Raw genomic sequence first — 22,479 nt, 5'->3', positions numbered from 1 at the left:
TGTCTCGGTAATAAACCGTTATGAATTTGATGGATTGCGTGTAATGGAGCTTAGTTCAAGTCGTACCCAAAAAGCTCCGGGAGCGCGCACCATATAGTATAAATTGTGCGATTAAAAGAGGTTGTGAAAAGTCAAACTCAGGACAAAATAGCCCAATCAAAGTGAATTTGACCCTCACCAAAGCATGACCAATCAAATGTGACACAATTCACAAATGTGACGGCAAAATTTACACTTGCACATATTAAAAACACGCCAAAACAGATAACCCATTGAAAATATTAAGAAATTTAGTTCTGGCATCAAACCTGCATAGTGCTGAGCAAGTTATGTTTTTTATCCATAAAATTTCTAACAAGAGAAATAGTTATGTTGTCTATTAATAAAGCAATTATTGGCTTGGGCTTGTTGGCTGCATCAACAATCTCAAACGCTGTGCCAGTAGACTTGGGTACTGCCAGCGATTACACCCTGCTTGGCGCAGGTCCTGGAGCATCTCCAACATCAGGCCTTATGCAACTTGGTTCTGAAGCTATCATCCACGGTAATGTTGGTGGTCGCGGCTTTGTTGGCCTTTCTTCCGGTGTGGAAATTCACGGCAACCTTGATGGTGGTTATTTCTCATCTGCTCCCGACGCCACAGTATTCGGGGATACAACCGTTCGCTCAGATGCATACTGGGACGGTGTTTATGCTGACCTGCAAGCAGCGTCTATTGAAGCCTTATCATACGGCGGACAAAGCCTAAGCAGCATCACATCCACCACTGTTTTATCTTCTCAAGGTAGCGGCCTTTCGGTATACAACATCGATGGTTCTATTAGCCTTGGAAGCGGTGAATCCCTAACTATCAGCGGATCTTCCAGCGATACCTTCATTATTAACGTGTCAGAAAAGCTTTACTTAGATTCATTATCCGGAATTCTGTTAGACGGCGTTGAAGCGGATAACGTGCTGTTCAACTTCTATGGTGCAGGTTCTGACGATTCCGCCTACAACAACCACCTTGCCACAATCATTGGCGGTGCTGAATTTAGCGGTACATTCATTGCGCCACGTGCATACTGGCAAATCGGTGACGGCGCGATCATGAATGCAACGCGCGTATTGGCAAATGGGCTGCAAGGAAATCTTCAGGAAGTATTCGGTATTACTCCAGGTACTCCAGTTGAAGTTCCAGAGCCATCATCACTTTACTTGCTGGCTGGTGGTCTTGCACTAATTCTATTACGTCGAAAAATCAACCAGAAAAGAAGTGCTTAATTCTTTTTTGCAATCTACTGACAAAGCCCGGCAAGCCGGGCTTTTTATATACCAATAAAAGCATCCCCAGTCAGTAAGTACCTACTGTCGCACACCTCTCGGTTATATTCATCGCTAACTCCTACTGCACGTAAAACCCTGCCTAGAACTTGATTCTTCATACACTCAAACACCAGAAAATGGCCACTACATGTAACCTGGTTTAAGCTTGTATTAGGACTCAGAATCAAAAGGTGTCTCAGTGACAAACGAAAGCACTCATATACTTATCGTCGAAGACAACAAAGATAATCAGGAGCTGGCAACCTGGATACTGGAAGATGAAGGTTACTCAGTAACCTGTGCGGATTCAGCAGAAGAAGGCCTGGAGCTACTTGAACTCAGGAAATTCGATTTGATACTAATGGATGTATCCCTGCCTGGAATGAGTGGAAAGGATGCAACAGTAAAAATCAAATCATCTCCCCATCTCTCAGACATCCCAGTAATTGCGTTGACAGCACATGCAGTAAAGGGAGAAAAGGAAGAAATTGAAGCCAGCGGTGTCGACGGTCTTCTCACTAAGCCAATAGATGAAGAGCTTTTGATTCAAACATTGGAGACAATATTACCTTCGAAATAACGACCAACCGGTCTAGATATCCCGTACTTTTTCCAAATGGTAATAATTAATAGGTAACCCCTGCTCTAGCTCAACCACAGCGAAACCCGCGTTTTCAAATAGCTCAAGCTTATTGTGGCTATGCCACGCATCCAGGAAAGGTTCATGAACAAAGTTGGCCAGGGTTTTGAAGTAAACTTTTAACCAGCCTTTTTTACCGAAAAATTCTTTCAGTTTAAAAGATTCTAACTGCTGTTCAGATGGCTCAGCGACAATAACTTTGCCGCCAACTTTCAATACCCGGTTAAAAGAAGCAAATGCTAAACGAGCGTATTTAGGTGGAACTTCGTGGAAGAGGAAACAAGCTGCAACACCATCCAATCGTTTATCCGGGAAAGGCAGATCTTCTGCCACCCCAGGAACAAACTTAACACAAGGATGATCTTCGGCGGCATGCTTTAATAAATAGGGAGATGGATCTATACCCCATACTTCCTCCACGCCAGCATCCTTAATTGCACGCCCTGTTTTTCCACCAGCAGTACCAACATCAACAACCGCGTGACATGATTTCAAGCGACTGGCGATCCAACCTCTGGCAACGTCGGCATAACCGAGCATGGAAATGTCGAAGCCGGTTATGTAACCGCGGGAAAAGCGACGAGAGTAGTTACCATTAGGTAGGTTGTGAAACTCTTGCAAGACGTATTTCGGAATTGCGACCTGTTCTAACAAGCTGCTAGGAACGCTGACAGGCCGACGCTTACCAAAGATCAACTTGGTAAAATGCCAGGCACCCGAAAAGGTTCCCAAGTCCAATGAATCCGGCCACGTATCCTCCAACTGAACTTCTTTCCAGTTAGGAACCGCCGGGTCATTTAATTCTCTTGTAACTGCTGCAGAACTCATTGTTTTTTTTATCCGTTTACAGAAACGGAGTTAAGTCACATCGTTTTAGTGGCTATTATCCATCTTTCGTGGAGCCTGCCACACCCAAATTAAAACGGCTTCTGTTCCAGGATGTCATTCCAGATCGAGGAAAACACCTTCGCTTTATGCCCTCCCTTAACCCGAATAACGTTCTTTTCCGGTAATCGAGAGGCCAATAACTCATGGCCAGATAGGCGATCTTTGTCGCCATACCCCAGCCAGATTCTACCACTTGAAAATAGCGCGCCATTATCCAAAATCCAGGCCCATAAAGCCAGAAAGTCTTTTGAATCTTCCTCCTGCCAACGGGCACTTTCCCACGGTGAAGGCCCCGATCCCGCCAGGTAGGTTTCAATATCTTGATGCAATTCTGCCTCACCACTGTATGGCGCAATCAGCACAGCACCGGCAAACTCCGATTCACAACACTGGAAGTTAATGAGGCTTCCCAGGCCACCCAGAGAGATCCCCACCAACCATATTTTTTTATAGCCTTGCGCTCTGGCCGGTTTAAACACATCTTCTTCCAAACGATCGCGCAGGTTTTTTTCTTTGTAGTAGCCAAAGTGCGCATCGGGAATCATGACGTCAAATGACGGGTAATGGCGATGTAAATCAGAAATAAAATGATATTTTTCAAAGCTTTTGACTGAGCCGCCTATACCACGCAAGGCAACTACGAGCGTTTTGCCATCACTTTGTGGCCCAGTATACGAAAGCATTGGCATTGGGCTTTGGGTTGAGGCACAGCCAGTAACACCTAATACCCACATTACAAGGCATGCTTTTAGCAGAGAAAATCGGGAAAGAACATCCATGAAAAATACCTTTACGTAGTGTTTCCCTTACATACGTTTAATAATCAAAGATGTATTAATCCCACCAAAGGCAAAGTTGTTGGTCATCACGAACTCATGATCCATTTCGCGGCCGTCACCAACGATGTAGTCTAGATCACCACATTCAGGATCAACATTCTCCAAGTTGATGGTTGGCGCAAACCAGTTATTGCGCATCATTTCCAGACTCATCCAAAACTCTAGAGCACCACAAGCCCCTAAAGTATGGCCGAGATAGCTTTTAAGTGAGCTAATCGGTTTACCAGCACCCAAAACCCGCGCGGTGGCATTGGTTTCGGCAATATCACCTTTACCGGTTGCTGTACCGTGGGCATTCACATAACCGATATCAGAAGCTGAAACTCCTGCGTCTTTTAACGCAAGTTCCATCGCAATACCCATAGTATTGGCACTTGGCTCGGTCACATGCTGGCCATCGGAGTTGGTCCCATAACCCACCACTTCACCGTAGATTGTTGCTCCACGAGCTTTGGCATGTTCGTATTCTTCGAGGATGATTGAACAGGCACCTTCCCCGAGAACCAGTCCGTCGCGATTGGCATCAAAAGGTCTTGGGGTAAGTTTTGGATCGTCATTTCGTGTACTGGTAGCAAACATCACATCAAAAACGGAGACCTGAGTCAGGCAAAACTCTTCTGAGCCGCCCGCAACCATTAAGTCTTGTTGACCATACTTAATAGCCTCGTAGGCATAACCTATGCCCTGGCTACCAGAGGTACAAGCAGAGGTGGTCGGAATAATTCGCCCTTTCATACCGAAAAACAATCCGATATTCACCGGCGCGGTGTGGCTCATCACTTTCAGGTATGTACCCGAGTTCAAGCCCAATGTGGACCCTTCTGATAAAACCTGGGAAAGCACGGGAACATCCCCGGGTGTGCCAATACAGGAGCCGTAAGAAACACCCATTGCCCCTGACTTAACCACGTCATCATCGAGCAGGCCAGCATTCTCTAATGCCATTTCTGTAGCGCGAACAGACATCACGGCCACCCGCCCCATACTGCGAAGCATCTTGCGCGGGTAATGCTTAGGGGTAGAAAAATCCGTTATGGGTGCCCCCAACCGGGTATGTAATCCCTGGATATCATCCCAGGGCATACGCTGTACACAGTTTTGCTTTGCTTTAAGGCCGTTAAAGATATCCGGCCAGTTATCACCAAGTGCACATATACCAGACATCCCTGTGACCACGACTCTTCTCATAACTACAACATACCACCATTAACTGAAATTACCTGGCGAGTAATATAGGCTGCGCCATCCGAAACAAGGAAGTCTACCAGATTCGCCACTTCCTCTGCCTTACCAAATCGACGCAAGGGAATCATCGCCTTAATCTCTTTCTCGAAAACATCATCAATCATATCGGTTTCAATCACACCAGGTGCCACGCAGTTGACGGTAATTCCGCGCTTACCCAGCTCCAGAGCCAGGGTTTTGGTTACCCCGGTGATCGCGGCTTTAGTCGCGCTGTAATTTGCTTGACCGCGATTACCAGCCAACCCGGAGATAGAAGACATCGTAACAATTCGGCCACCTTTTCTGGCTCTGACCAAAGGCATAATAATGGGCTTCAAAACATTATATAAACCATCCAGGTTGGTGTGGATCACCGAATCCCACTCGTCGTCGGTCATCGCCGGAAAAGCGTTGTCACGGGTAATACCCGCATTACATACCACACCAAAATACACGCCGTTGGCTTCCATATCAGCTTCAATGATGTCTTTCGCCGCCTGGCGATCGGCCACATCAAACTGCAGTACAACCGCTTCCCGGCCCATAGCCTGAATTTCATCTTTCACTTGCTCTGCGGCTTCTCGCCCACCGCGACAATGCACGGCAATGTCATATCCACTGGATGCTAGTTTAAGCGCAACCGCTTTGCCAATGCCCCGACTGGACCCCGTTACCAGGACTCTTTTTACCATTCCACATTCCCCTTCAAATATGCGCTAAGGTCTTCGGGTCGGTAACAAGTGATGTCTCCCCTCGCCAATTGTTCGCCCGATTGATCTTTAATTTCACCTGAAAAAACCATCGTATTGTCTGCTGCCAAAATAACGCGGACATCAATTTGTAATTTACCGAGAGGGAAAAAAGCCTGTTCGGCAATAAAATCGCGAGAACCGAGTAAAAAACCCAGTGTAATCTCTTGATGGTTTTTCAAATCTTCCAATCCAACCCAAGCCGCTACCGCTTGAGCCATTAATTCGATGCCTACCCACGCGGGTAAACCATTAAAATCTGGATCATAAAAAATATGTCCACTATCTACTATGGACTCAGCACTCAAGCCTTTATCTGTGGCATCAAGTACTCGATCGATAAAACGCATTTTACCGCGATGAGCAATGAGTTTTTCCGGCTGGTCAAAGTACATCACTATGCTCTCCTGCCGAGGATCACTGCGGCATTATTGCCACCGAAAGCAAAGGAGTTACTCAAATGAATTTGCTTTCCTCCCGCTACTAATCCAGCTTGGCAGTGACTATCGTTCAGCATAATCAAACTTAATTCCGGGTCCTGCTTGCCATCCCATAAATGCGGAGGCAATTGACCCGAGGTATTCATACTGGAAAGTGCCAACCAACACAGCGCAACTTCATTGGCTGCAGCGGCACCCAAGGTATGCCCTATCTGACCTTTACTGCTACTGCAGGGTACATCCCCGCCAAACATTCGGTGGATCACTTTGGATTCCATCGCATCGTTTAGTCGCGTTCCGGTACCGTGTAAATTGATATAGGTAACCTCTTCCCTGGCAAGCCCCGCGTTATCCAACGCTTGCTGAATCGCCCTTTCCGCACCGCTGCCTTCGGGTTCCGGGGCAGAAATATGATGCGCATCAGAAGAGGCCCCAACAGACATCAACTCAATCGCTTCTCCGCCCACTTCCCTGGTCAATAAGAACAACGCAGCCCCTTCACCAATATTGATGCCTTTGCGATTTTCACTAAACGGATTTGTAACTTCATCAGACACCGATTCCAAAGCCGCAAAGCCATTCACGGTCAATCGGCACAGCGAATCCACTCCGCCAACAATCACGGCGTCAGCGAAACCTTCGTCAATAAGTCGTTTAGCACTGCCAAGTGCGTGCGCGCTGGAACTACATGCGGTGGAAATCGTATAAGCAGGGCCGGCCACACCTGAGTATTCAGCGACAAACTCGGCCACGGTGCCGATTTCCTGCTGCTGGTATTGGTAATTCGTTGGCCGACTTCCAGTTTGCTGGTACTGGAGAATCGCTTCTTCACCCTCTGCGATACCAGAGGTACTGGTACCAATCACCACAGCTATGCGCTCAGCCCCATACTGGGCTTTTGCCTGCTCAAGCTCAGGCTTAAACTGCTGTAACGCGTGCAGGGCGAGTTGATTGTTACGCGACTTAAACTCACTCAGCTTATCCGGTATGACCGGCAGTTCTACATCAACCTGAGCCACGTAGGTAGTTGTTTCCGGAACCCAGTGATTCTCCACCACATTTTTTTGCGAGTTCGCCAACATGTTACTCAATACGCTGGTTTTATCGTGACCCAGCGCATTTACAATACCGAGAGCATTTAGATATACCGTCATTTACCATCCAAAATAAATACTTAGCATGCGGTTAGATATAAGTAATCAATAAAAAATTACCGGGCATTATTTAGCCGTCTTAGCTGCACATTGTATCCTAGATGGGGCAGGGTTAATCCAATTTGATCTACATTCTCATCTTGATAATTTGCCACTAACCAGCCGGTATTTTCCATACCGGAGCGGTAACAAGCGGGCGTATTTGCCTCATTCGCAGCAACAATAACGGCCTGAATCACACTCTTAAAGCGAATATCGCCTAATAAAGGCATGATTTTTTCGTTTTGAAACCCAAGGCGGTTATCTATTTGGGATGAATACACCTTGGCACCCAAACTGTTCAACACCATAGTTTGTAAAAGCGCATCTTTATATTGGAATAACAATATAAACTGATGTTGTTGATCCGGCGCCTGGAGATCCAGTGAATAGGAATAGCTGATAGTGTCAGCCTGAAAGTTTTCGGCGAGCTGGGTGCAGGTCAAGTCGAGATTCCAGCGCTCAAACTGCTTGGCCTGAGTGTGAACGAAGGGCAACCAACTACACCCCGATAAAAACATCAACGAGGTTAAAACAAATACCAAAACGATTTTGGTCAGCCGCCCTTTTTTTTCATTCATATTTAAGCAATACCCATACGACAGATTTCAGCTAACACATTCATTCTTCTGTTAGGTTCTTTTACGTAAGGGTTTTTCTCATCCCAAGCGTAACCAGCCAAAATAGAGCAAATCATATCGGAGACTTCTTTCTTTTTATCCTTATAGAAAATAACATCCTGTAACCGGCAGTCATACCAGGATTCAACAAAGGTTCTAAAAGTATTCACACCTTTTTTCAAGGGTACTGAATACTCGGTTTCCCAGTCCACATCGTCGCCGCTCAACTGCCTATGCAATATATTTGCAGCCATACTAGCCGAACGCATGGCAATGGTGACACCGGAGGAAAACACAGGGTCCAAAAATTCGCCGGCGTTACCCAATAGCGCAAAGTTTTTGCCATACAAACTGGTAACATCTGCCGAATAACCAATAATTTCCCGTGCGGGATAGTTGTATTCTGCTTTCGCTAACAGCGCCTTAAGCTCGGGCGCTTCGTCGACAAAGCGTTGAATATGTTTTTCAATAGTGTCTTCTTTACGACTGTTAATTTGATCTTCGCGCGCAACCACGCCTAGCGAACAGCGACCATCACTAAAGGGAATAAGCCAAAACCAAATATCATCTTCTTCCGGATGAACCGTCACAAGAATTTTGTTTCGATCGTAATTTTCGTCAGAGATATGATCATCAATGTGGGTAAAAATAGATTTACGCACAGGGAAATCTGAAGGCCGTTCCAGGTCGAGTAACCGGGGAAGCACACGCCCAAACCCACTCGCGTCTAGCACGAACTTAGTCGTAATCGTGCTTTCATTCCCGGCGGCATCGGTATAGCTCACCAACGCCTGCTCTTCTTTAAACTCCACCGCTGTTATGGTGTATTCGTAAAAAATGGCAACGCCCTGTTTTTCCGCTTCGTCAGCCAGTAACTTATCGAACGTACCTCGTTCTACCTGAAAAGTGGTACCAGGCCCTTCACTAAACTTCTCTCGAAAATCAAAAAAGCCGTACTTACCCGCTTTACGAAAAGCCGCACCATTTTTAAATTGAAAACCATAATTATTCACGGCTTCCAGCATCCCGGCTTCCTCAACGAATTCCATACAATGGGGCAATAAACTTTCCCCAATAGAAAAACGTGGAAAGGTCTGCTTTTCCATCACAACAACACTGTGGCCTTTACTATGTAATATCGCTGACGCAATCGAGCCGGATGGACCAGCACCAATAATCAATACGTCCGCATGCGAAGGAACCGAGTTCATTTAAATCTCCACTATTTCGATTTAATTCTGAGTTTTTATAGCCAGGGGTGCACAAATGAAACAAACAACAATGCCGATAAGCAGAGTGAAGCCAAAACCATGAATCGCCTCTGTTTCACTCAACGACAAAAGTCCAAAAGCCAGGATGGTAGTTAACACCGAAAGACTAATAGCAAACAGTGTTTCTTCCGGCTCATTTTTGGACTCACGTAAAAATATCGTGTAATCAATGCCAATACCCAACACCAGCAACATCGCCATTAGGTGAAAGATGCTAATACCTGACCCTATCAGGGTCAGTATTACCGTAGCGATGGCGGTGCCAAGCAAAGGCGGACAAACTGTACTTGCTGCACCTCGAAAACCATATCGAACAACCAACAATACCAACACGAGCAGATATGCCACGCACAACAGTATCATTGATCTGATACGATAGTTTTCCAGTAACAGATTCATTTCGCTGACGGTATCCACCCAAATCACTTGGTCCATCGACTGAGCCGCTGCAGCAAAAGCGTCACTTGGAAGAGTACTATTCACTAATACAATCGCGTGCATCCGCCCATCGAGTTCAAATAAGCTTGGAAAATCAATAACACGATTTATTTTGGGGTAGGCTTCAGCAAGAGTAATCAACCGTTCTGAAGAAGGCGTATAGCGCTCAACAATGGTTTCTTTAACATCAGGTTTCACCCCCAATTGATCAAGAAACATTGGTAATTGACCGGATCGAACAAGAGCGTCATAGACAAGTTGCTGATTAGCTTTTTGTTGTCCTTCGGTTTCGATCCAATTGGCGGGAGACTGCAATGTCGCATCCAGCCCGGCGGTGTTGGCGGTTAGCTGTTGTAGCCTCTGGATTAAATCCGCCTCGTCGTTTCCAGATACCAGATAATATCGTCGTCCACTATTTTCCTGAGTTATGGTGTTTATCTCAATGGCTTCACTTAATAACCCTGGATCCAAAGACTGCATAGCTCGAATATCGTCATTGATTTGAAGGTAATGCAATGAAACCGCAAACAGGGTTAAAACAGTCAATACACAACCAAACAGCAACGTCCGTTTTGCTTTTATGTTTATCCAAAAAGCACTATATGCTTTTAAATATCCGAAGATACTCACCAACAGAGGAATGCTTTCAAGTGGCTGACTTTTTGACCGAAAAAGGACAGGGAAAAGACCAATGACTGTTAGGTAGGCGGCAATAAGGCCCGTCGATGAAAATAATGCGATTTGCTTGAGGCCTGGAAATCCCGAAAACACAAAACAGAGGTAGGCACTGGCACTGGTAATCAACCCCATGGTCAACCCGGAGAAAATTCGACCAAGACCATTTTGAGCGACCCACTGTTCTCCAAGAGATAAGCGTGTCGTTAGAAAATGGAACGAGTAGTCGATTGAAACACCAATCAAGCTCACACCAAAAACCATGGTCACCAAATGAATTTGGTTGTAGACCAAACTCACACACAGCATTCCTGCAAGAACGCCCACCACTGCAGGGATCAGTGCAGAAAACAATACAGGCAGCGAACGAAAGACAAAAATTAGCAGAAGCACAATACCAAGAATGGATCCCAAACCTACTGTAGAAATTTCTTTCTTAGCCTGTGTTGCACCGGAAAGGGAAAAGAAAAAGGTGCCGGTTGACAATATATTTAGCTCAGGGTAGTGATCCAGTAACCGTTGTTTTTCCTGCATCAGCACATGATAAATCGCATCTTGGGAGCTGATAGAAAAGGAGGACTCCGCAAGTAACACCTGCACTAACGCATAGTATTTTCCTTGATAGTTGGCAACAAGAAGCCCTTGTTCAATATCCATTTCTTTGGCCAGATTCGACGTAGCCTGTTTTAAATAGTTATCCGAAAACCCAAGGGGGTCTTGAACAAACGCATTAGAAGATAATTGTGCCGGGTGAGTAAAAATTTGAAAAAGCACTTTTTGAACAAGTGCCTGACTGTCTGTTTTTATCGCAGTTTTATCCTGAGTCGATAGCAACGAACCGGCATGTTCGCGATAAAATCCAGCAAGAGCTTCTATATCCTCAGGAGTATGTTCGTGAATCACTTGAGCAACATAAAGTGAAGACTCCAGACCTTTGGCATAGTCTTCGGTTGCCGACTTGATTTGCTGGATATCATCACCGGCAACCAGTACAACAATTCGGTTGGAAATATATTTCGCTATCGATTTTTCTGCGTGGTCGCGCTCAGGAGATGGCGCGGCATTGGGAAAGAGTGTGAGAATATCGCTGTCGAAGACAGTCTTTGGCACATAGACGCCAGCTGCTATCAACAAGCAACACACCACGATCAAACTTAATCTTGATACAAACCCTATGCCCATTATGAATTACTACTACCCGATTACTATTGATATTGAAAGCTCAGTATCTGCTTATCTGCGTTTTGCTGTTGTTCTTGTTTGGTTTCAAGAATAACCACTTTCGTAACTTTTTTTGTATCGTGTTCAATACGAATAGAACTAAATACTTTTTTTAGAAAAGCTTTTTTTGGGTGCATTAGAACAGCAGACTCATCAGTAACAGATTCAATATCAAACCAATTCGTCAGCTCTTCGTTTGAACCCGAAAAAACTTTGGCGAAGAAGGAGAAAAAGCCATGCAGCATGGGGTCGTCAGTTTTGGAAACTTTTCGGCAGCTTTTTTCGTCTTGCAAGTTCGTACACTGCTGTAAGGTATTCTTGTGGTATGAAAAGGCCACAGAAAAAGGCTCATTCACCTGCCATTGTATTGTCTGGTCTTTATCAATGGCGAAATGTCCTTTTGATATTAACGGCATTTGCAGAATTGACAGGTGCCTTTCCTGGGTAAATTCACCTTTATAACTATCTTGCTCGTCCAACTTCTCCAGTACTGATTCCCACTCAGGTTTGTCAGTTACCGGCTCAGCGGCAAATGACACCACGCCGAATAACAGAGCGATGACTCCACATCCATAGAAAAACATTTTCATTCTGCGTTTGCACCTATACGTTGTCGGAAAACTTCGGGTGTCGCATAACACATTTCACGGTTAGTAATATCGATGGCGACTTGTACCGTGTAGCCTTTTGTGAGCACCTCACCGGTTTCAATATCGGTAATCACATATCGAAGTTTTAACCTAAGTTCCCATTCTTCGATTTTTACTTGAACTCGAATACGCTGATTAAAAATGGCCGGACGAACATATTTCAACTGAATATCGACAATCGGCCAACCGTAGCCACAGTCTCGCATTTGAAAATAGTTCACTTGCAGTTGATCTAACAACTTACAACGTGCCACCTCAAAATATTTCACGTAGTTGCCGTGCCAGGCAATTTCCATTGCGTCGACATCATAAAAAGGTACCGTGATGTCGACACTTGTTTGCCAATGTGCCGGAATTGTTTTAGGCACCGTATAAACTCCATCGTCGTTCACGAATGAACTGAACCGTTTGGCGTAACACATGCTCTAATGGACGGTCTTCATCAAGAATATCGAAGAACTCCCGAACATTTGAATACATTTTTTCCAACGAAGGTGTAATTGCCGCCTGATCGAAATCAGCATCATTTTTTCGCAGATACAACGCTTGTGTAACGGCCAGCAATTGCGCCGCAGCGATTTGTTCTGTTAATTCCAGCACCCGGATACAATCACGCGCGGCAATGGTGCCCATGCTGACTTTATCCTGGTTGTGACACTCTGTAGAACGGGAAAAAACACTGGCTGGCATCGTATTTTTTAACGCTTCAGCGGCCCAAGAGGAACAACCTATCTGTACCGCTTTAAAACCATGATTAATCATTGCCCGGTCCGGTGTTGCACCTGACAAGTTGGATGGCAAGCCGTTATTAAATTTGGTATCCATAAGCAGCGCCATTTGTCGATCCAATAGATCCGCCAAGTTGGCAACGGCGTTTTTCATTGAATCCATAACAAACGCAATGTGTCCACCATAAAAATGACCGCCGTGTAGCAGGTGCTCACCTTCACCGTCGATAATCGGATTATCGTTAGCGCTGTTTAATTCTGTTTCAATAAACTGACGCATCCAGGGGAAGGAATCTTCAAGCACACCAATAATATGTGGGGCACAGCGGATTGAATATCGGTCTTGTAATCGATTGGAGTTTCTCGCAACGACATTGCTTTTTAAATCCGAACGGATACGACGCGCCACTTCACCCTGTCCAGGGTGTGGCTTCACGGAAAAAAGTTTTTCGTCAAAATGGTTGGCATTACCTTTCAGTGCAACGGTGGCCATAGACGTAATTTTGGTCACCAATTCAGAAAGATATTCAGCTCGGCTATAAGCCATACACGCCACCGCAGTCATCACCGCAGTACCATTCATAATGGCCAAACCTTCTTTTGGTTTCAGGTGTAATGTTGGTAAACCTTCTGCTTCAAAAGCTTCCTTAGCAGGTATTTTCTTACCCTTGTAATACACTTCCCTTTCACCCATTAACGCCGCAGCAACATAGGAAAGCGGGGTTAAGTCACCACTCGCGCCAACCGACCCTTCTTCAGGTACAACAGGCACGATACCCCGATTCATCATTTCAATCAGGGTTTGTAATAATTCGAGACGGACACCGGAAAAACCCTGTACTAATGAAACAGTGCGCGCAGCCAAAATCGCCCGACCGTAGGTTTCATCAAAATACCGACCCATGCCACAACCATGGAACCGGGTTAAATGAATGGGTAATTCTTCAACCAAATGCGCCGGTACGGTCACAGTACAAGAATCACCATAACCCGTTGTCACACCATAAATCACACCGTCTTCACGCCACAGATCGTCCAGGAATTTGGCACTGGCTTGAATTTTATTCAATTGATTTTGATCGTCTGTCAGGGCAACTGCCCCTGTTCCATTGGCAATAGATACAACTTCCTCAATAGTAATCGGGCTTGCGCCAAATTCGACCGACTGGTGTTTATTAGTCATTTTTCCCAATACTCCTAGTTGCCTCTTCTGTGAGAGACTGCTGATTTAATTCTTTTTGTGTTTGCGGGGTAAAATCACCCCAGTAATCGTAAAAATTGAACCACTGTAAGGGGTGGGCCTTACACAAGTCACTCAATGCATCCAGATACACCGCCGCTAGGGCTTGCACTCTGTCACCCCGTTTTGCTGATGCTGCTCGTTGTTTTACTTTTTCACCAATATTGTCATAAACCACTTCATAGCCATTGGCGGCTTTGACACACGACATAAAAACAACCGGCGCACCCAACGCAACCGCTAGACGGAATGCGCCCTCCGGTAAAAAAACATCATCACCTAAAAAGCGAGCGGCAATTTTTCGGTTTTCACTGCCTTGCGCAATTCTGTCAGCCAGCAAAACCAAACACTCACCTCGATCCAATTTTTCGCGAATACTGATGGCGGTTGCTGGAGTTAATTCATCCATCGCAATCAAGTTCACATCAACGGATGAACTCAAACTGCGCAGCAAACGATTAAATTGTTCGGTATGACGTGAATTCACCACCACGTTCATCACTACATCTTCTTCGCCAATTACTGCGCGACTCATTTCCAGGTTACCGGCGTGAGAGCCCAGAATAATGACGCCCTTGCGCTGCCTGGTTAAACTGAGAATTTCTTCCTTTTCTTCAAAAGTAATATCCTTCAATTTTATGTGGCCCAGCCAGGCGGATGCGCGCTGAAACAACGCATCAGCAAACGCCATGTAGTGACGCCAGGACAACCACAAATTAGGCTGCGCCCAGTTGCCTCCCTTCTCACGGTTTACACGCTGGAGGTAGGCCAAGGAACAACGACGGGTCTCCCGGTTGGAAATAAAAAAATAAAACACCACCACTAACAACACGGGATACATGAGCCATTTTCCACCCCATGCATAGAGCACCATCAAGGCTTTCATTCCCCAGTAGTTACCGCGCTCTTTTACCTCTGTCCAACGACTGTCTGCCATAATGCAACATTCAGCTCTTAATTAATTTTCTCGCCAATAACCACGGCAAACGGATTATCATCCCCAGCGTAAGTTTGGTGTGCATCCAGCTGATACGCAGGTTATCCCGGAACATTCGGAAGTTTGAAACACCATTATCTGGATATCTCACTTCGGTCGGCACTGAAATAACATCCACTCCCCGCCAAAACAGCCGCACAATAATATTGGTATCAAAATCCATTCTTGATGCAGCACTTCGATTGAGAATGCTGACGGTCGGTGCCAACGGGTACACGCGAAAACCACACATGGAATCTTGTATCTTGAAAGACAATGTCTCAAGCCAAACAAAACAATGGGTAATATAGCGACTGTAAAAACGTACCCTTGGCACACTGGCGTCATAGAGCGGTACACCGGTGACCACTGCATCCGGATGTTGCTCTGCTTTATTTAGCAGTTTGGAAATGTCTTCCACCGCGTGCTGTCCATCAGCATCCACTTGCACCGCGTGGGAAAACCCAAGCTCCAGTGCTTTATTGAACCCCAGTGTCACTGCCACACCTTTTCCCGCATTGGGGAACTGCTCTACTAAAGTGGCGCCTTCCGTATTTTGAAAAAGCGCTCGCAGTTGTTCCGTTGCCTGCACATCACCACCATCATTGACGATAATGCAGTGGATACCCAGTTTATTAATCGGTTTAAACACCTGAGACACTAGATGTGCGTGATTAAACACCGGAATGACCGCACAGGCTTTGAAGTCACTCATGCAGGCAACTCCATGGGTTCAACCATAAGATTACCTGCTGCACACTTACCCAGTTCATTTTCAATTTTGTACTTCAGCACCCCTTTTTCCGGCAGATACTGCAACATAAGGTCAATATTTGTTGGAGGCTGAATCAACTGTGTAAACTTAACCGAGCGCATACCTTTAAATGCCAATCGTATGCCCAAAGCTCGTTCCAGAATCGCCATGACCAAGCCTATTTGCACCACACCGGCCAATACCGGCGCTCCGACAAAATGCCCTTCGAAATATTCGTAGGACTCATCAATGGTCATTGAGGCTTTAACAATGTTGCCATCGCTCTCTACGGTTAGAGATTCTGGAAACTTCACGTTCGTAATCCTTATACCTGCTCTAGTTTGGCGGTCGATGCTGTTGCCGTGTCAAATAGGCCAATTAATTGTTGGTACGTTACCTTGCCCTGGCTATCAGCCGGGAAGCGGGTGACATACCGCCATTTTCTCGGCAATAGCGGCTGCTCGAAGTAGTTTGCCAAATACTGTTTTAACTGAAGATTAACGGCGCGCTTTTTCCCTAGTTTTATTTTTTCATTACCAGCGTCGGAAAGTACAGCAACCACATAGACTTCATCACGCTTGGCGGAATTGACGACCAAAACCCGGCTATCAATTACCAGGGGGTGAGCAACGAGCCGCTTTTCCATTTCCGTCAGGGAGAAGCGCTTACCCTCAACCTTGGCGACCTTATCAACACGTCCTTTTAGCAGGAACCGATTGTTGTCATTTGGGCTAAACGCCACCAGATCGGACATTTCATAAATGCCCTCCTCGGCGATATGCTCCGCCTCGATCAGCAGGCATCCAGTATCTTCCGCCTGCTGTACTTTTACCCCGGGAATGGGCTGCCAGTAATGGGGCATTTCACCTTTTTGCTGACGCCAGGCCACCCCCCCGGTTTCTGTGCTGCCAAATATTTCCCAGGGTACTTCCCCTGTCAGCTTGGCAACAGCCTGGGAATCCGCCAGGGGTAACACACCGGTTGAAGAAAAAATAGCGCTAAAGACAGGCTTGGCCTCTTCCAACTCCGCACTCAAACTACATTCCGGCAAACGCTTTAAATGGGTTGGACTGGAAACCAACACCATTGGAGCCAAATGGCATGCGATACCAATTAGCGATTCCGGGTATTGCACGACTTCGTCAATTACCGCAGCTCCGCGGTACAAAGGCCACAAAATATAATGCAAGACGCCGTATATATGCTGATGACTGACCGTCGAGATCACGCAGTGATTAGCCAGCCGCTCCCCCCACAATTGATGCTGTGCCTGAACTTCAACAAGCAACAGTTCTAGGGTTTTGTATATGGATTTGGGCTCGCCGGTGGTGCCAGAGGTATAAAGAGTGACCTCAATATGATCGCTTAGCTGTAGCACAGCTTCGCTCTGGTTTTCAGGTAAGGCATCCCGCGCGTGCAACGCATCCAAATACACCAGTTGAACCAAGTCATAAGATAATTGATTAGATTGGCCAAACGGACTTTCGGTTAGCAAGGCATCGAATTGCCCAGCCAGGTTTTGCATGGTTCCCAGCATTAGATTGCCGGGTAAGACGATGTGCTTATTTGCAGCACACAAGGCAAAAAACTGAACGATAAAGCCTTTGGCAGTATCAGCCCACAACACCCATCGTTTTTCTGGACGCTTAACTAAAACACCGGAAAGAGCGCTCACCTGCTGTCGAAATTGTTGAAGATCCAACACCACGTCGGGTTGGTTGGCAGACAACACCAACGGGCTATTCGGCCCGCTAAAGAGCCGATGGGAAAAGGACTGAGTTAAGCTCATTTCTCGTCCTTTTTATAAATAAAGTTGCGGTAACCCAACTCACCGAGGAATACCAACCCGATAAGTATGTACGCAATAAATCCGTTGTAGAGAGTCCAGGTTTCACGGGAAGTAAAAAAAGCCGTATAGGCGGCAATGGAGCCATTCACAATAAAAAAGCCGATCCACAGGTAGGTCACGCCATCGGTATAACGAATTAATTCATCGTCGAGTTCGCCGTGGGACCTTTGGGCAAATTTGGCAGGGATAGTCGGCCGCTGTAGCAAGGAATGAAGGAACACGCCGCAAAAAACGAAATTAATAATGACCGGCACCAGAACCAATAGCCTTTCACTGTTGATTCCCCAGACAAGCACAGCAACACCCACTGCGGCAAGACACACCACTATCCGCGCTTTAACACTGGTTGAGGTGATAAGTAGCCTTACCAAATATACGAACACAAAGGTTAAGCCGAGAATTCTCGGCTCGAAGCGCTGGAGCCCGAAATATACCAAAACGGGATACGTAATACTCAGGGCTCCAATCAATAGCCAAAGCGCTTTCATAGGATGTAACAGACAGGATGCAGTAACGAGGTTACTGCGGGTTATTCATCAGCAAATAGTTTTGCTACTACAGAGACCACGTCACCAACGGTTTGCACATCGCGAAACTGCTCAGGGTTAAGCTGCTTCCCGGTTTGAGCGTGAACTTTCGCCGCCAAGTCGATCGCATCAATACTGTCAAAGTCCAGATCGTGGAAAAGATGCGCTTCCCGGGTAATATCGTCCGGCTCAAGCATGAAGGACTCAACAAGAATCGATTTTAGTTCTTCAAAGATTTGTTCTTCTGTCATGGTAATGTCCTGCTATTAACCTCTTTTCTCATTTACAAACTTCGCCAATGTGGCGACAGAGCGGAAGTGCTCCTTATTTTCCTCTGAGTTAGCTTCTAACTTAACACCGAAGCGTTTGTTAATGGCCAAACCAAGCTCTAAAGCATCGATCGAGTCCAATCCCAAACCATCGACAAATAACGCATCATTTGTGTCTATGTCGTCAACTTCAGTATCTTCCAGATCAAGCTCCTCAATAATCATCTGTTTGATTTCCGTTTCTAAAGCAGATAACGCATTACTATCAGACATATTCTTGCAAACCTTTTTCAAAATACTCTTGTAAGTTTTTTGTTAATTTACGTGCAGCGGCAGGAGGATCTTCACAACCATCGGCCATATCGATCGGGTCCAGCCATTCACGCACATAAATATCAATTACCGCCTTAGACGGAGGTACTTGGTACCACGCCTCCCCCTTAATCAGGGTGATGGGATTACAGGTAATAAAGACCGACAACATAGGCGCCCGAGTGCGGACGGCTATATTAGCCGCTCCTCGGCGAAATTGTAATGGTTGTTTTGGCACAGATCGCGATCCCTCTGGGAAAATGATCAATGCATCCTGGTCTTCAAACGCCTGCTGAGCACCATTAATCATCATATCCGCATCATCATTACTGATGAAACCGGCCAGAGTAACCACTCTTTTCAGGTATTTGTTGCGAAATAATTCCCCTTTAACCACACAGTTGGGGTAAGGAACAAGCGAGGCCAGAATCACCACATCAATCAGGGTTGGGTGATTAGCAATCACTAGACACCCCTTGGCTTGCTTAAGCAGGCCAGCGTTATGGGTCCTCACTTTAATCAGGCCAAAAAACTCCATTTGACCCACAAACCAGCGAAACGTGTAATGGATAGCCTGCCTGGCTCGGCGGCTTTTCTGTAGCCGGGTTCCAGGCCAAAGATAAAACACTGGAAACAGGGTCGTGGATATAGCAAAGCCACACAGGAAAAAGGTGGCAAAACACAGCCCCGTCGCCAGCACACGATTGTAGTGTTTCAGGCGTACAACAATACGACTCATGAACGGGAGAACCTCCAACTCAAACGTTTCCCGTTATATGTCATATCGGTCTTTTCAGCGTACCAGAAGGATAAGAACTGAATTCCCAATGACAGCTCTGACGCATCGGTTGACTTAGAGCCTGCCGCTTCATAGCCGACAGAAAGCGTGTTGTCCCCACCTTTATTGAGTACCAGCGCAAAAGCGTAAGGCATATCGCGCTCATCGGTATCAGGGAGATAGAACTCTGCCAGAGGCTCATCGACCATGACCAACAATACCCTGTCATGCCCGTCACTCAGTAAGCCATGGGCTTCAATAAAAGCCTGGGCAAGACTGTCTTTACCCGACGCCACAGCCAATGCGGGGCCAAAAACCTGGCGCACCATGGAAAAAATACCGGAGGAAGAATTATGTACGGATAGACTAAACGCCGTAGGCGAAAGCATTTCTTCTTGAGCAATAGACTCTAGCAGGCTTGCTGTGCGGCGAGTGTCGCCATGCCGGGAGGCAAAAATGGTCGGTGTATTTTGATCAATTGATTCAGAACAGGCGGTAGCAACTTCCAAGGCCATTCGACCCCATTGCGTCAGACGCCGCCTGATCATGGGGGGAACCTGTTTGCATTTTGGCTTTTCATCAGCACAAACAGGCATGCTATCCACAGCCCAAGCTCTCCAGCCTTCCTCCGTTTCTATACCCGGCGCCCAGGCAGAGAAAGCCTCAATACCAAACTCCATCATCATCTAACTTATTTAACCGACATTTTTGTTTTTTCTAATAATGCCTAAGTGTACCAGACAACGATTATACAAACGCCATTAAAATGGTTATTCTCCCCATCCAATTTCCAGATGCGCCATATCTATGGAGTTACCTGTTGCTTAGTATCAACGATCTCAGCTTTTGCTACCCAAACAGTTCTGCCTCCGTGTTGCACCATATTTCCCTGGAAGTCGCTCAAGGGGAGATATTAGGCCTACTTGGGCCGAACGGTGCGGGTAAGACCACTTTGGTGTCCCTGCTAGTTGGCTTGCTTAAGCCGGCATCGGGCGCGATTATGATCGGCGATAAACCAGCAGTGCTCGGCCGTAAAGATGTGGCACTAGCGCCTCAAGAATATGCCTTTTATCCACAACTAAGCATTAGAGAGAACCTATCGTATTTTGCAGGTGTACTAGGCGGACATAACAATAAATCGATTGAACAACTGATCGATCACTGTAGCCTCACCTCCGTCGCATCTATTCCTTCCGGGAAATTATCCGGCGGCGAAAAGCGACGACTGAACCTGGCAATCACCTTACTGCAAAACCCCAAAGTACTAATTCTGGATGAACCGACAGCCAACGTGGACCCTGCGTCACGCGCTCAAATTATCGAATTGGTGCAGAAGCAAAACGCCCTGGGAACCACGATTATCTATACCTCTCACCTGCTTGGCGAAGTACAGTCCTTTTGTCAAACTATGGCGCTTATCCACAAGGGAACCATTGCGTTATCCGGTGAATTGAACCGGCTGCTTTCGGCCCACCACCCCATTTTGGAACTGAATTACCTCGAACTGAACAACGAGCAAAGGCAACAATTACTTACCATTGCTCCCGAGGCCAAGGCCAGGGGACAACACAAATTCGACATCCCCATAGCACAGGGAGCTCAAGGAGCTATTCAACTACTGGAACGGTTAGGCGAGACCAAACTGGCACCTGATAGTTTTAGTTTTGCCCAGGGCAGCCTCGAAGAATTATTTCTCTCTATCACAGAATCGGATTCACCCCGGCCATGACACGCTTACTATACCCTTCATTAAAAAAAGAGTTTTTGCTGGTCTCCCGGGACCTTCACGCTCTGCTTGTACTCTTTGTCATGCCGATAGCGTTTATCTTAATTATGTCGCTGGCCCTACAAGAACAATTCAAAGGCGAGTCAACGTTAAGCATTAAAGGTCAGTTACAAGATAATTCCAACAGTGCCTTCGCGCAGCAAATTACAACCTACCTGGAATCCACCCCTTTCGTCACATTGGATTCAGAGGTGGCAACACCACTATTTACCTTGGAGTTCACACCAAACCTGGAACAAGCCATTGTTGGTGAATTTAACGGTGAACCGGCAATTCGGATTTTTTACGCAGCGGAACTAGGCAAAAGAGAACGCGCCTTAATACAAGCCGCCGTGCAGGAGGCCTTTGCTTATATTAATGTTAACCAGACAGCAGAAGAATTGGGTTATGACGAAGAGTACGCAAAAACTCAACTGCTGAAAGAAGGCGCGGTGGTTACACAAGACCAGCTATCCAATACCGAAAAAGCCTCAACACCCACATCAACGCAACAAAATGTACCGGCCTGGCTGGTATTTGCCATGTTTTTTGTTGCGATTCCGATCTCCACCACCATGATTGGTGAAAGACAGCAAAGAACACTTACGCGCCTTAGAACCATGGCCATGTCGCCAGCAATATGGTATTTCGCCAAACTGCTTCCCTATTTCATTATTAACATCTGCCAAATGTGTTTGATGCTGGCAGTGGGAGTGTTCATAATACCCGCTCTTGGTGGTGAGCAACTTCAGCTCAATGTTGATTTTTTTGCGCTCTCACTCATAACGGTCGCGGTTAGCATCTCAGCTCTGGGTTTTGCAGCTCTGGTCGCCACGCTTGCAAAAACAACCGAGCAGGCAACCATACTCAGCGGTACAGGTAATATTTTATTTGGCGCAATAGGCGGCATTATGGTGCCCAGTTTTGTTATGCCTGAGTTTATGCGCTGGATCACACTGCTGTCGCCAATGGGATGGGGATTACAAGGCTTTCTCGATGTATTGGTTCGTCGGGGAGATATACAAAATATTTTAACCGAAGTCATCGTTTTAACGACTTTCGGCGTATTACTGATGTTTATATCTATATTGCTATTTAAGTATCAAAAAGAATCAGGTCGATAAACTA

25 protein-coding genes are annotated in these 22,479 nt (G+C 46.2%); 4 read left to right on the top strand and 21 right to left on the bottom strand.

Features of this window, described 5'->3' with window-relative positions; all coding sequences use genetic code 11:
- Positions 1-369: 369 nt before the first annotated feature.
- Positions 370-1,263, top strand: a complete 894-nt coding sequence (locus tag P5V12_RS20150) for a collagen-binding domain-containing protein (RefSeq protein WP_316954877.1) — start codon at positions 370-372, stop codon at positions 1,261-1,263.
- Positions 1,264-1,504: 241 nt separating this feature from the next.
- A complete protein-coding gene (locus P5V12_RS20145; protein ID WP_316954876.1) occupies positions 1,505-1,885 on the top strand; it encodes a response regulator in 381 nt (126 codons plus the stop codon).
- Between the two features lie 12 nt (positions 1,886-1,897).
- Here P5V12_RS20145 and P5V12_RS20140 read toward each other — a convergent pair whose 3' ends face one another.
- The 21 genes from P5V12_RS20140 to P5V12_RS20040 all read right to left on the bottom strand — a co-directional run bounded on the left by P5V12_RS20140 (position 1,898) and on the right by P5V12_RS20040 (position 20,272).
- Positions 1,898-2,773, bottom strand: a complete 876-nt coding sequence (locus P5V12_RS20140; protein WP_316954875.1) for a class I SAM-dependent methyltransferase — start codon at positions 2,771-2,773, stop codon at positions 1,898-1,900.
- An 89-nt stretch (positions 2,774-2,862) separates the two neighbouring features.
- Positions 2,863-3,612, bottom strand: a complete 750-nt coding sequence (locus P5V12_RS20135) for a hypothetical protein (protein WP_316954874.1) — start codon at positions 3,610-3,612, stop codon at positions 2,863-2,865.
- A 27-nt stretch (positions 3,613-3,639) separates the two neighbouring features.
- Entirely contained in the window at positions 3,640-4,836 is a 1,197-nt protein-coding gene (locus tag P5V12_RS20130; RefSeq protein ID WP_410483308.1) for a beta-ketoacyl-ACP synthase, read from the bottom strand.
- A 26-nt stretch (positions 4,837-4,862) separates the two neighbouring features.
- Positions 4,863-5,588 (bottom strand): 3-oxoacyl-ACP reductase FabG, encoded by a 726-nt coding sequence (gene fabG, locus P5V12_RS20125; protein ID WP_316954872.1) that lies wholly within the window; start codon positions 5,586-5,588, stop codon positions 4,863-4,865.
- Entirely contained in the window at positions 5,582-6,040 is a 459-nt protein-coding gene (locus P5V12_RS20120) for a hypothetical protein (RefSeq protein ID WP_410483348.1), read from the bottom strand. Before P5V12_RS20120 ends, fabG begins: the two co-directional genes overlap by 7 nt.
- Before the next feature lie 2 nt (positions 6,041-6,042).
- On the bottom strand, positions 6,043-7,239 hold the full coding sequence (locus P5V12_RS20115) for a beta-ketoacyl-[acyl-carrier-protein] synthase family protein (protein WP_316954870.1): 1,197 nt from the start codon (positions 7,237-7,239) through the stop codon (positions 6,043-6,045).
- A 56-nt stretch (positions 7,240-7,295) separates the two neighbouring features.
- Complete coding sequence (locus P5V12_RS20110; protein ID WP_316954869.1) at positions 7,296-7,859, bottom strand: hypothetical protein; 564 nt, start codon at positions 7,857-7,859, stop codon at positions 7,296-7,298.
- A 2-nt stretch (positions 7,860-7,861) separates the two neighbouring features.
- The gene (locus P5V12_RS20105) at positions 7,862-9,109 is read right to left on the bottom strand and encodes an NAD(P)/FAD-dependent oxidoreductase (protein WP_316954868.1); all 1,248 of its coding nucleotides are present in this window, start codon (positions 9,107-9,109) and stop codon (positions 7,862-7,864) included.
- Positions 9,110-9,130: 21 nt separating this feature from the next.
- Positions 9,131-11,392, bottom strand: a complete 2,262-nt coding sequence (locus tag P5V12_RS20100; protein WP_316954867.1) for an MMPL family transporter — start codon at positions 11,390-11,392, stop codon at positions 9,131-9,133.
- Positions 11,393-11,487: 95 nt separating this feature from the next.
- Positions 11,488-12,093, bottom strand: coding sequence for a LolA family protein (locus tag P5V12_RS20095; protein WP_316954866.1), 606 nt, complete (start codon positions 12,091-12,093; stop codon positions 11,488-11,490).
- A complete protein-coding gene (locus P5V12_RS20090; RefSeq protein WP_410483307.1) occupies positions 12,090-12,521 on the bottom strand; it encodes an acyl-CoA thioesterase in 432 nt (143 codons plus the stop codon). Before P5V12_RS20090 ends, P5V12_RS20095 begins: the two co-directional genes overlap by 4 nt.
- Positions 12,514-14,064, bottom strand: coding sequence for an aromatic amino acid ammonia-lyase (locus P5V12_RS20085; protein WP_316954865.1), 1,551 nt, complete (start codon positions 14,062-14,064; stop codon positions 12,514-12,516). Before P5V12_RS20085 ends, P5V12_RS20090 begins: the two co-directional genes overlap by 8 nt.
- On the bottom strand, positions 14,057-15,058 hold the full coding sequence (locus P5V12_RS20080; RefSeq protein ID WP_316954864.1) for a hypothetical protein: 1,002 nt from the start codon (positions 15,056-15,058) through the stop codon (positions 14,057-14,059). Before P5V12_RS20080 ends, P5V12_RS20085 begins: the two co-directional genes overlap by 8 nt.
- A 10-nt stretch (positions 15,059-15,068) precedes the next feature.
- Entirely contained in the window at positions 15,069-15,812 is a 744-nt protein-coding gene (locus P5V12_RS20075) for a glycosyltransferase family 2 protein (protein WP_316954863.1), read from the bottom strand.
- Positions 15,809-16,165 (bottom strand): hypothetical protein, encoded by a 357-nt coding sequence (locus P5V12_RS20070; RefSeq protein WP_316954862.1) that lies wholly within the window; start codon positions 16,163-16,165, stop codon positions 15,809-15,811. The genes P5V12_RS20075 and P5V12_RS20070 overlap by 4 nt, the downstream gene beginning before the upstream one ends.
- Positions 16,166-16,176: 11 nt before the next feature.
- Complete coding sequence (locus P5V12_RS20065; RefSeq protein ID WP_316954861.1) at positions 16,177-17,640, bottom strand: AMP-binding protein; 1,464 nt, start codon at positions 17,638-17,640, stop codon at positions 16,177-16,179.
- Entirely contained in the window at positions 17,637-18,188 is a 552-nt protein-coding gene (locus tag P5V12_RS20060) for a hypothetical protein (protein WP_316954860.1), read from the bottom strand. The genes P5V12_RS20065 and P5V12_RS20060 overlap by 4 nt, the downstream gene beginning before the upstream one ends.
- Before the next feature lie 41 nt (positions 18,189-18,229).
- A complete protein-coding gene (locus P5V12_RS20055) occupies positions 18,230-18,478 on the bottom strand; it encodes an acyl carrier protein (protein ID WP_316954859.1) in 249 nt (82 codons plus the stop codon).
- 15 nt (positions 18,479-18,493) lie between these two features.
- Positions 18,494-18,769, bottom strand: coding sequence for a phosphopantetheine-binding protein (locus tag P5V12_RS20050; RefSeq protein ID WP_316954858.1), 276 nt, complete (start codon positions 18,767-18,769; stop codon positions 18,494-18,496).
- Positions 18,762-19,547, bottom strand: coding sequence for a lysophospholipid acyltransferase family protein (locus P5V12_RS20045; protein WP_316954857.1), 786 nt, complete (start codon positions 19,545-19,547; stop codon positions 18,762-18,764). The genes P5V12_RS20050 and P5V12_RS20045 overlap by 8 nt, the downstream gene beginning before the upstream one ends.
- The gene (locus tag P5V12_RS20040; RefSeq protein WP_316954856.1) at positions 19,544-20,272 is read right to left on the bottom strand and encodes a beta-ketoacyl synthase chain length factor; all 729 of its coding nucleotides are present in this window, start codon (positions 20,270-20,272) and stop codon (positions 19,544-19,546) included. The genes P5V12_RS20045 and P5V12_RS20040 overlap by 4 nt, the downstream gene beginning before the upstream one ends.
- 134 nt (positions 20,273-20,406) lie before the next feature.
- On the opposite strand from P5V12_RS20040, the gene P5V12_RS20035 reads away from it, so the two are divergent.
- Complete coding sequence (locus P5V12_RS20035; protein WP_316954855.1) at positions 20,407-21,315, top strand: ABC transporter ATP-binding protein; 909 nt, start codon at positions 20,407-20,409, stop codon at positions 21,313-21,315.
- Positions 21,312-22,475, top strand: coding sequence for an ABC transporter permease (locus tag P5V12_RS20030; RefSeq protein WP_316954854.1), 1,164 nt, complete (start codon positions 21,312-21,314; stop codon positions 22,473-22,475). The genes P5V12_RS20035 and P5V12_RS20030 overlap by 4 nt, the downstream gene beginning before the upstream one ends.
- Positions 22,476-22,479: the final 4 nt, after the last annotated feature.

It is taken from the genome of Teredinibacter sp. KSP-S5-2, from assembly GCF_032773895.1.
In the GTDB taxonomy this organism is placed as follows: Bacteria; Pseudomonadota; Gammaproteobacteria; order Pseudomonadales; family Cellvibrionaceae.
Note: the sequence above shows the minus strand (reverse complement) of the source record. Positions and strands in the feature narration are given on the sequence as shown.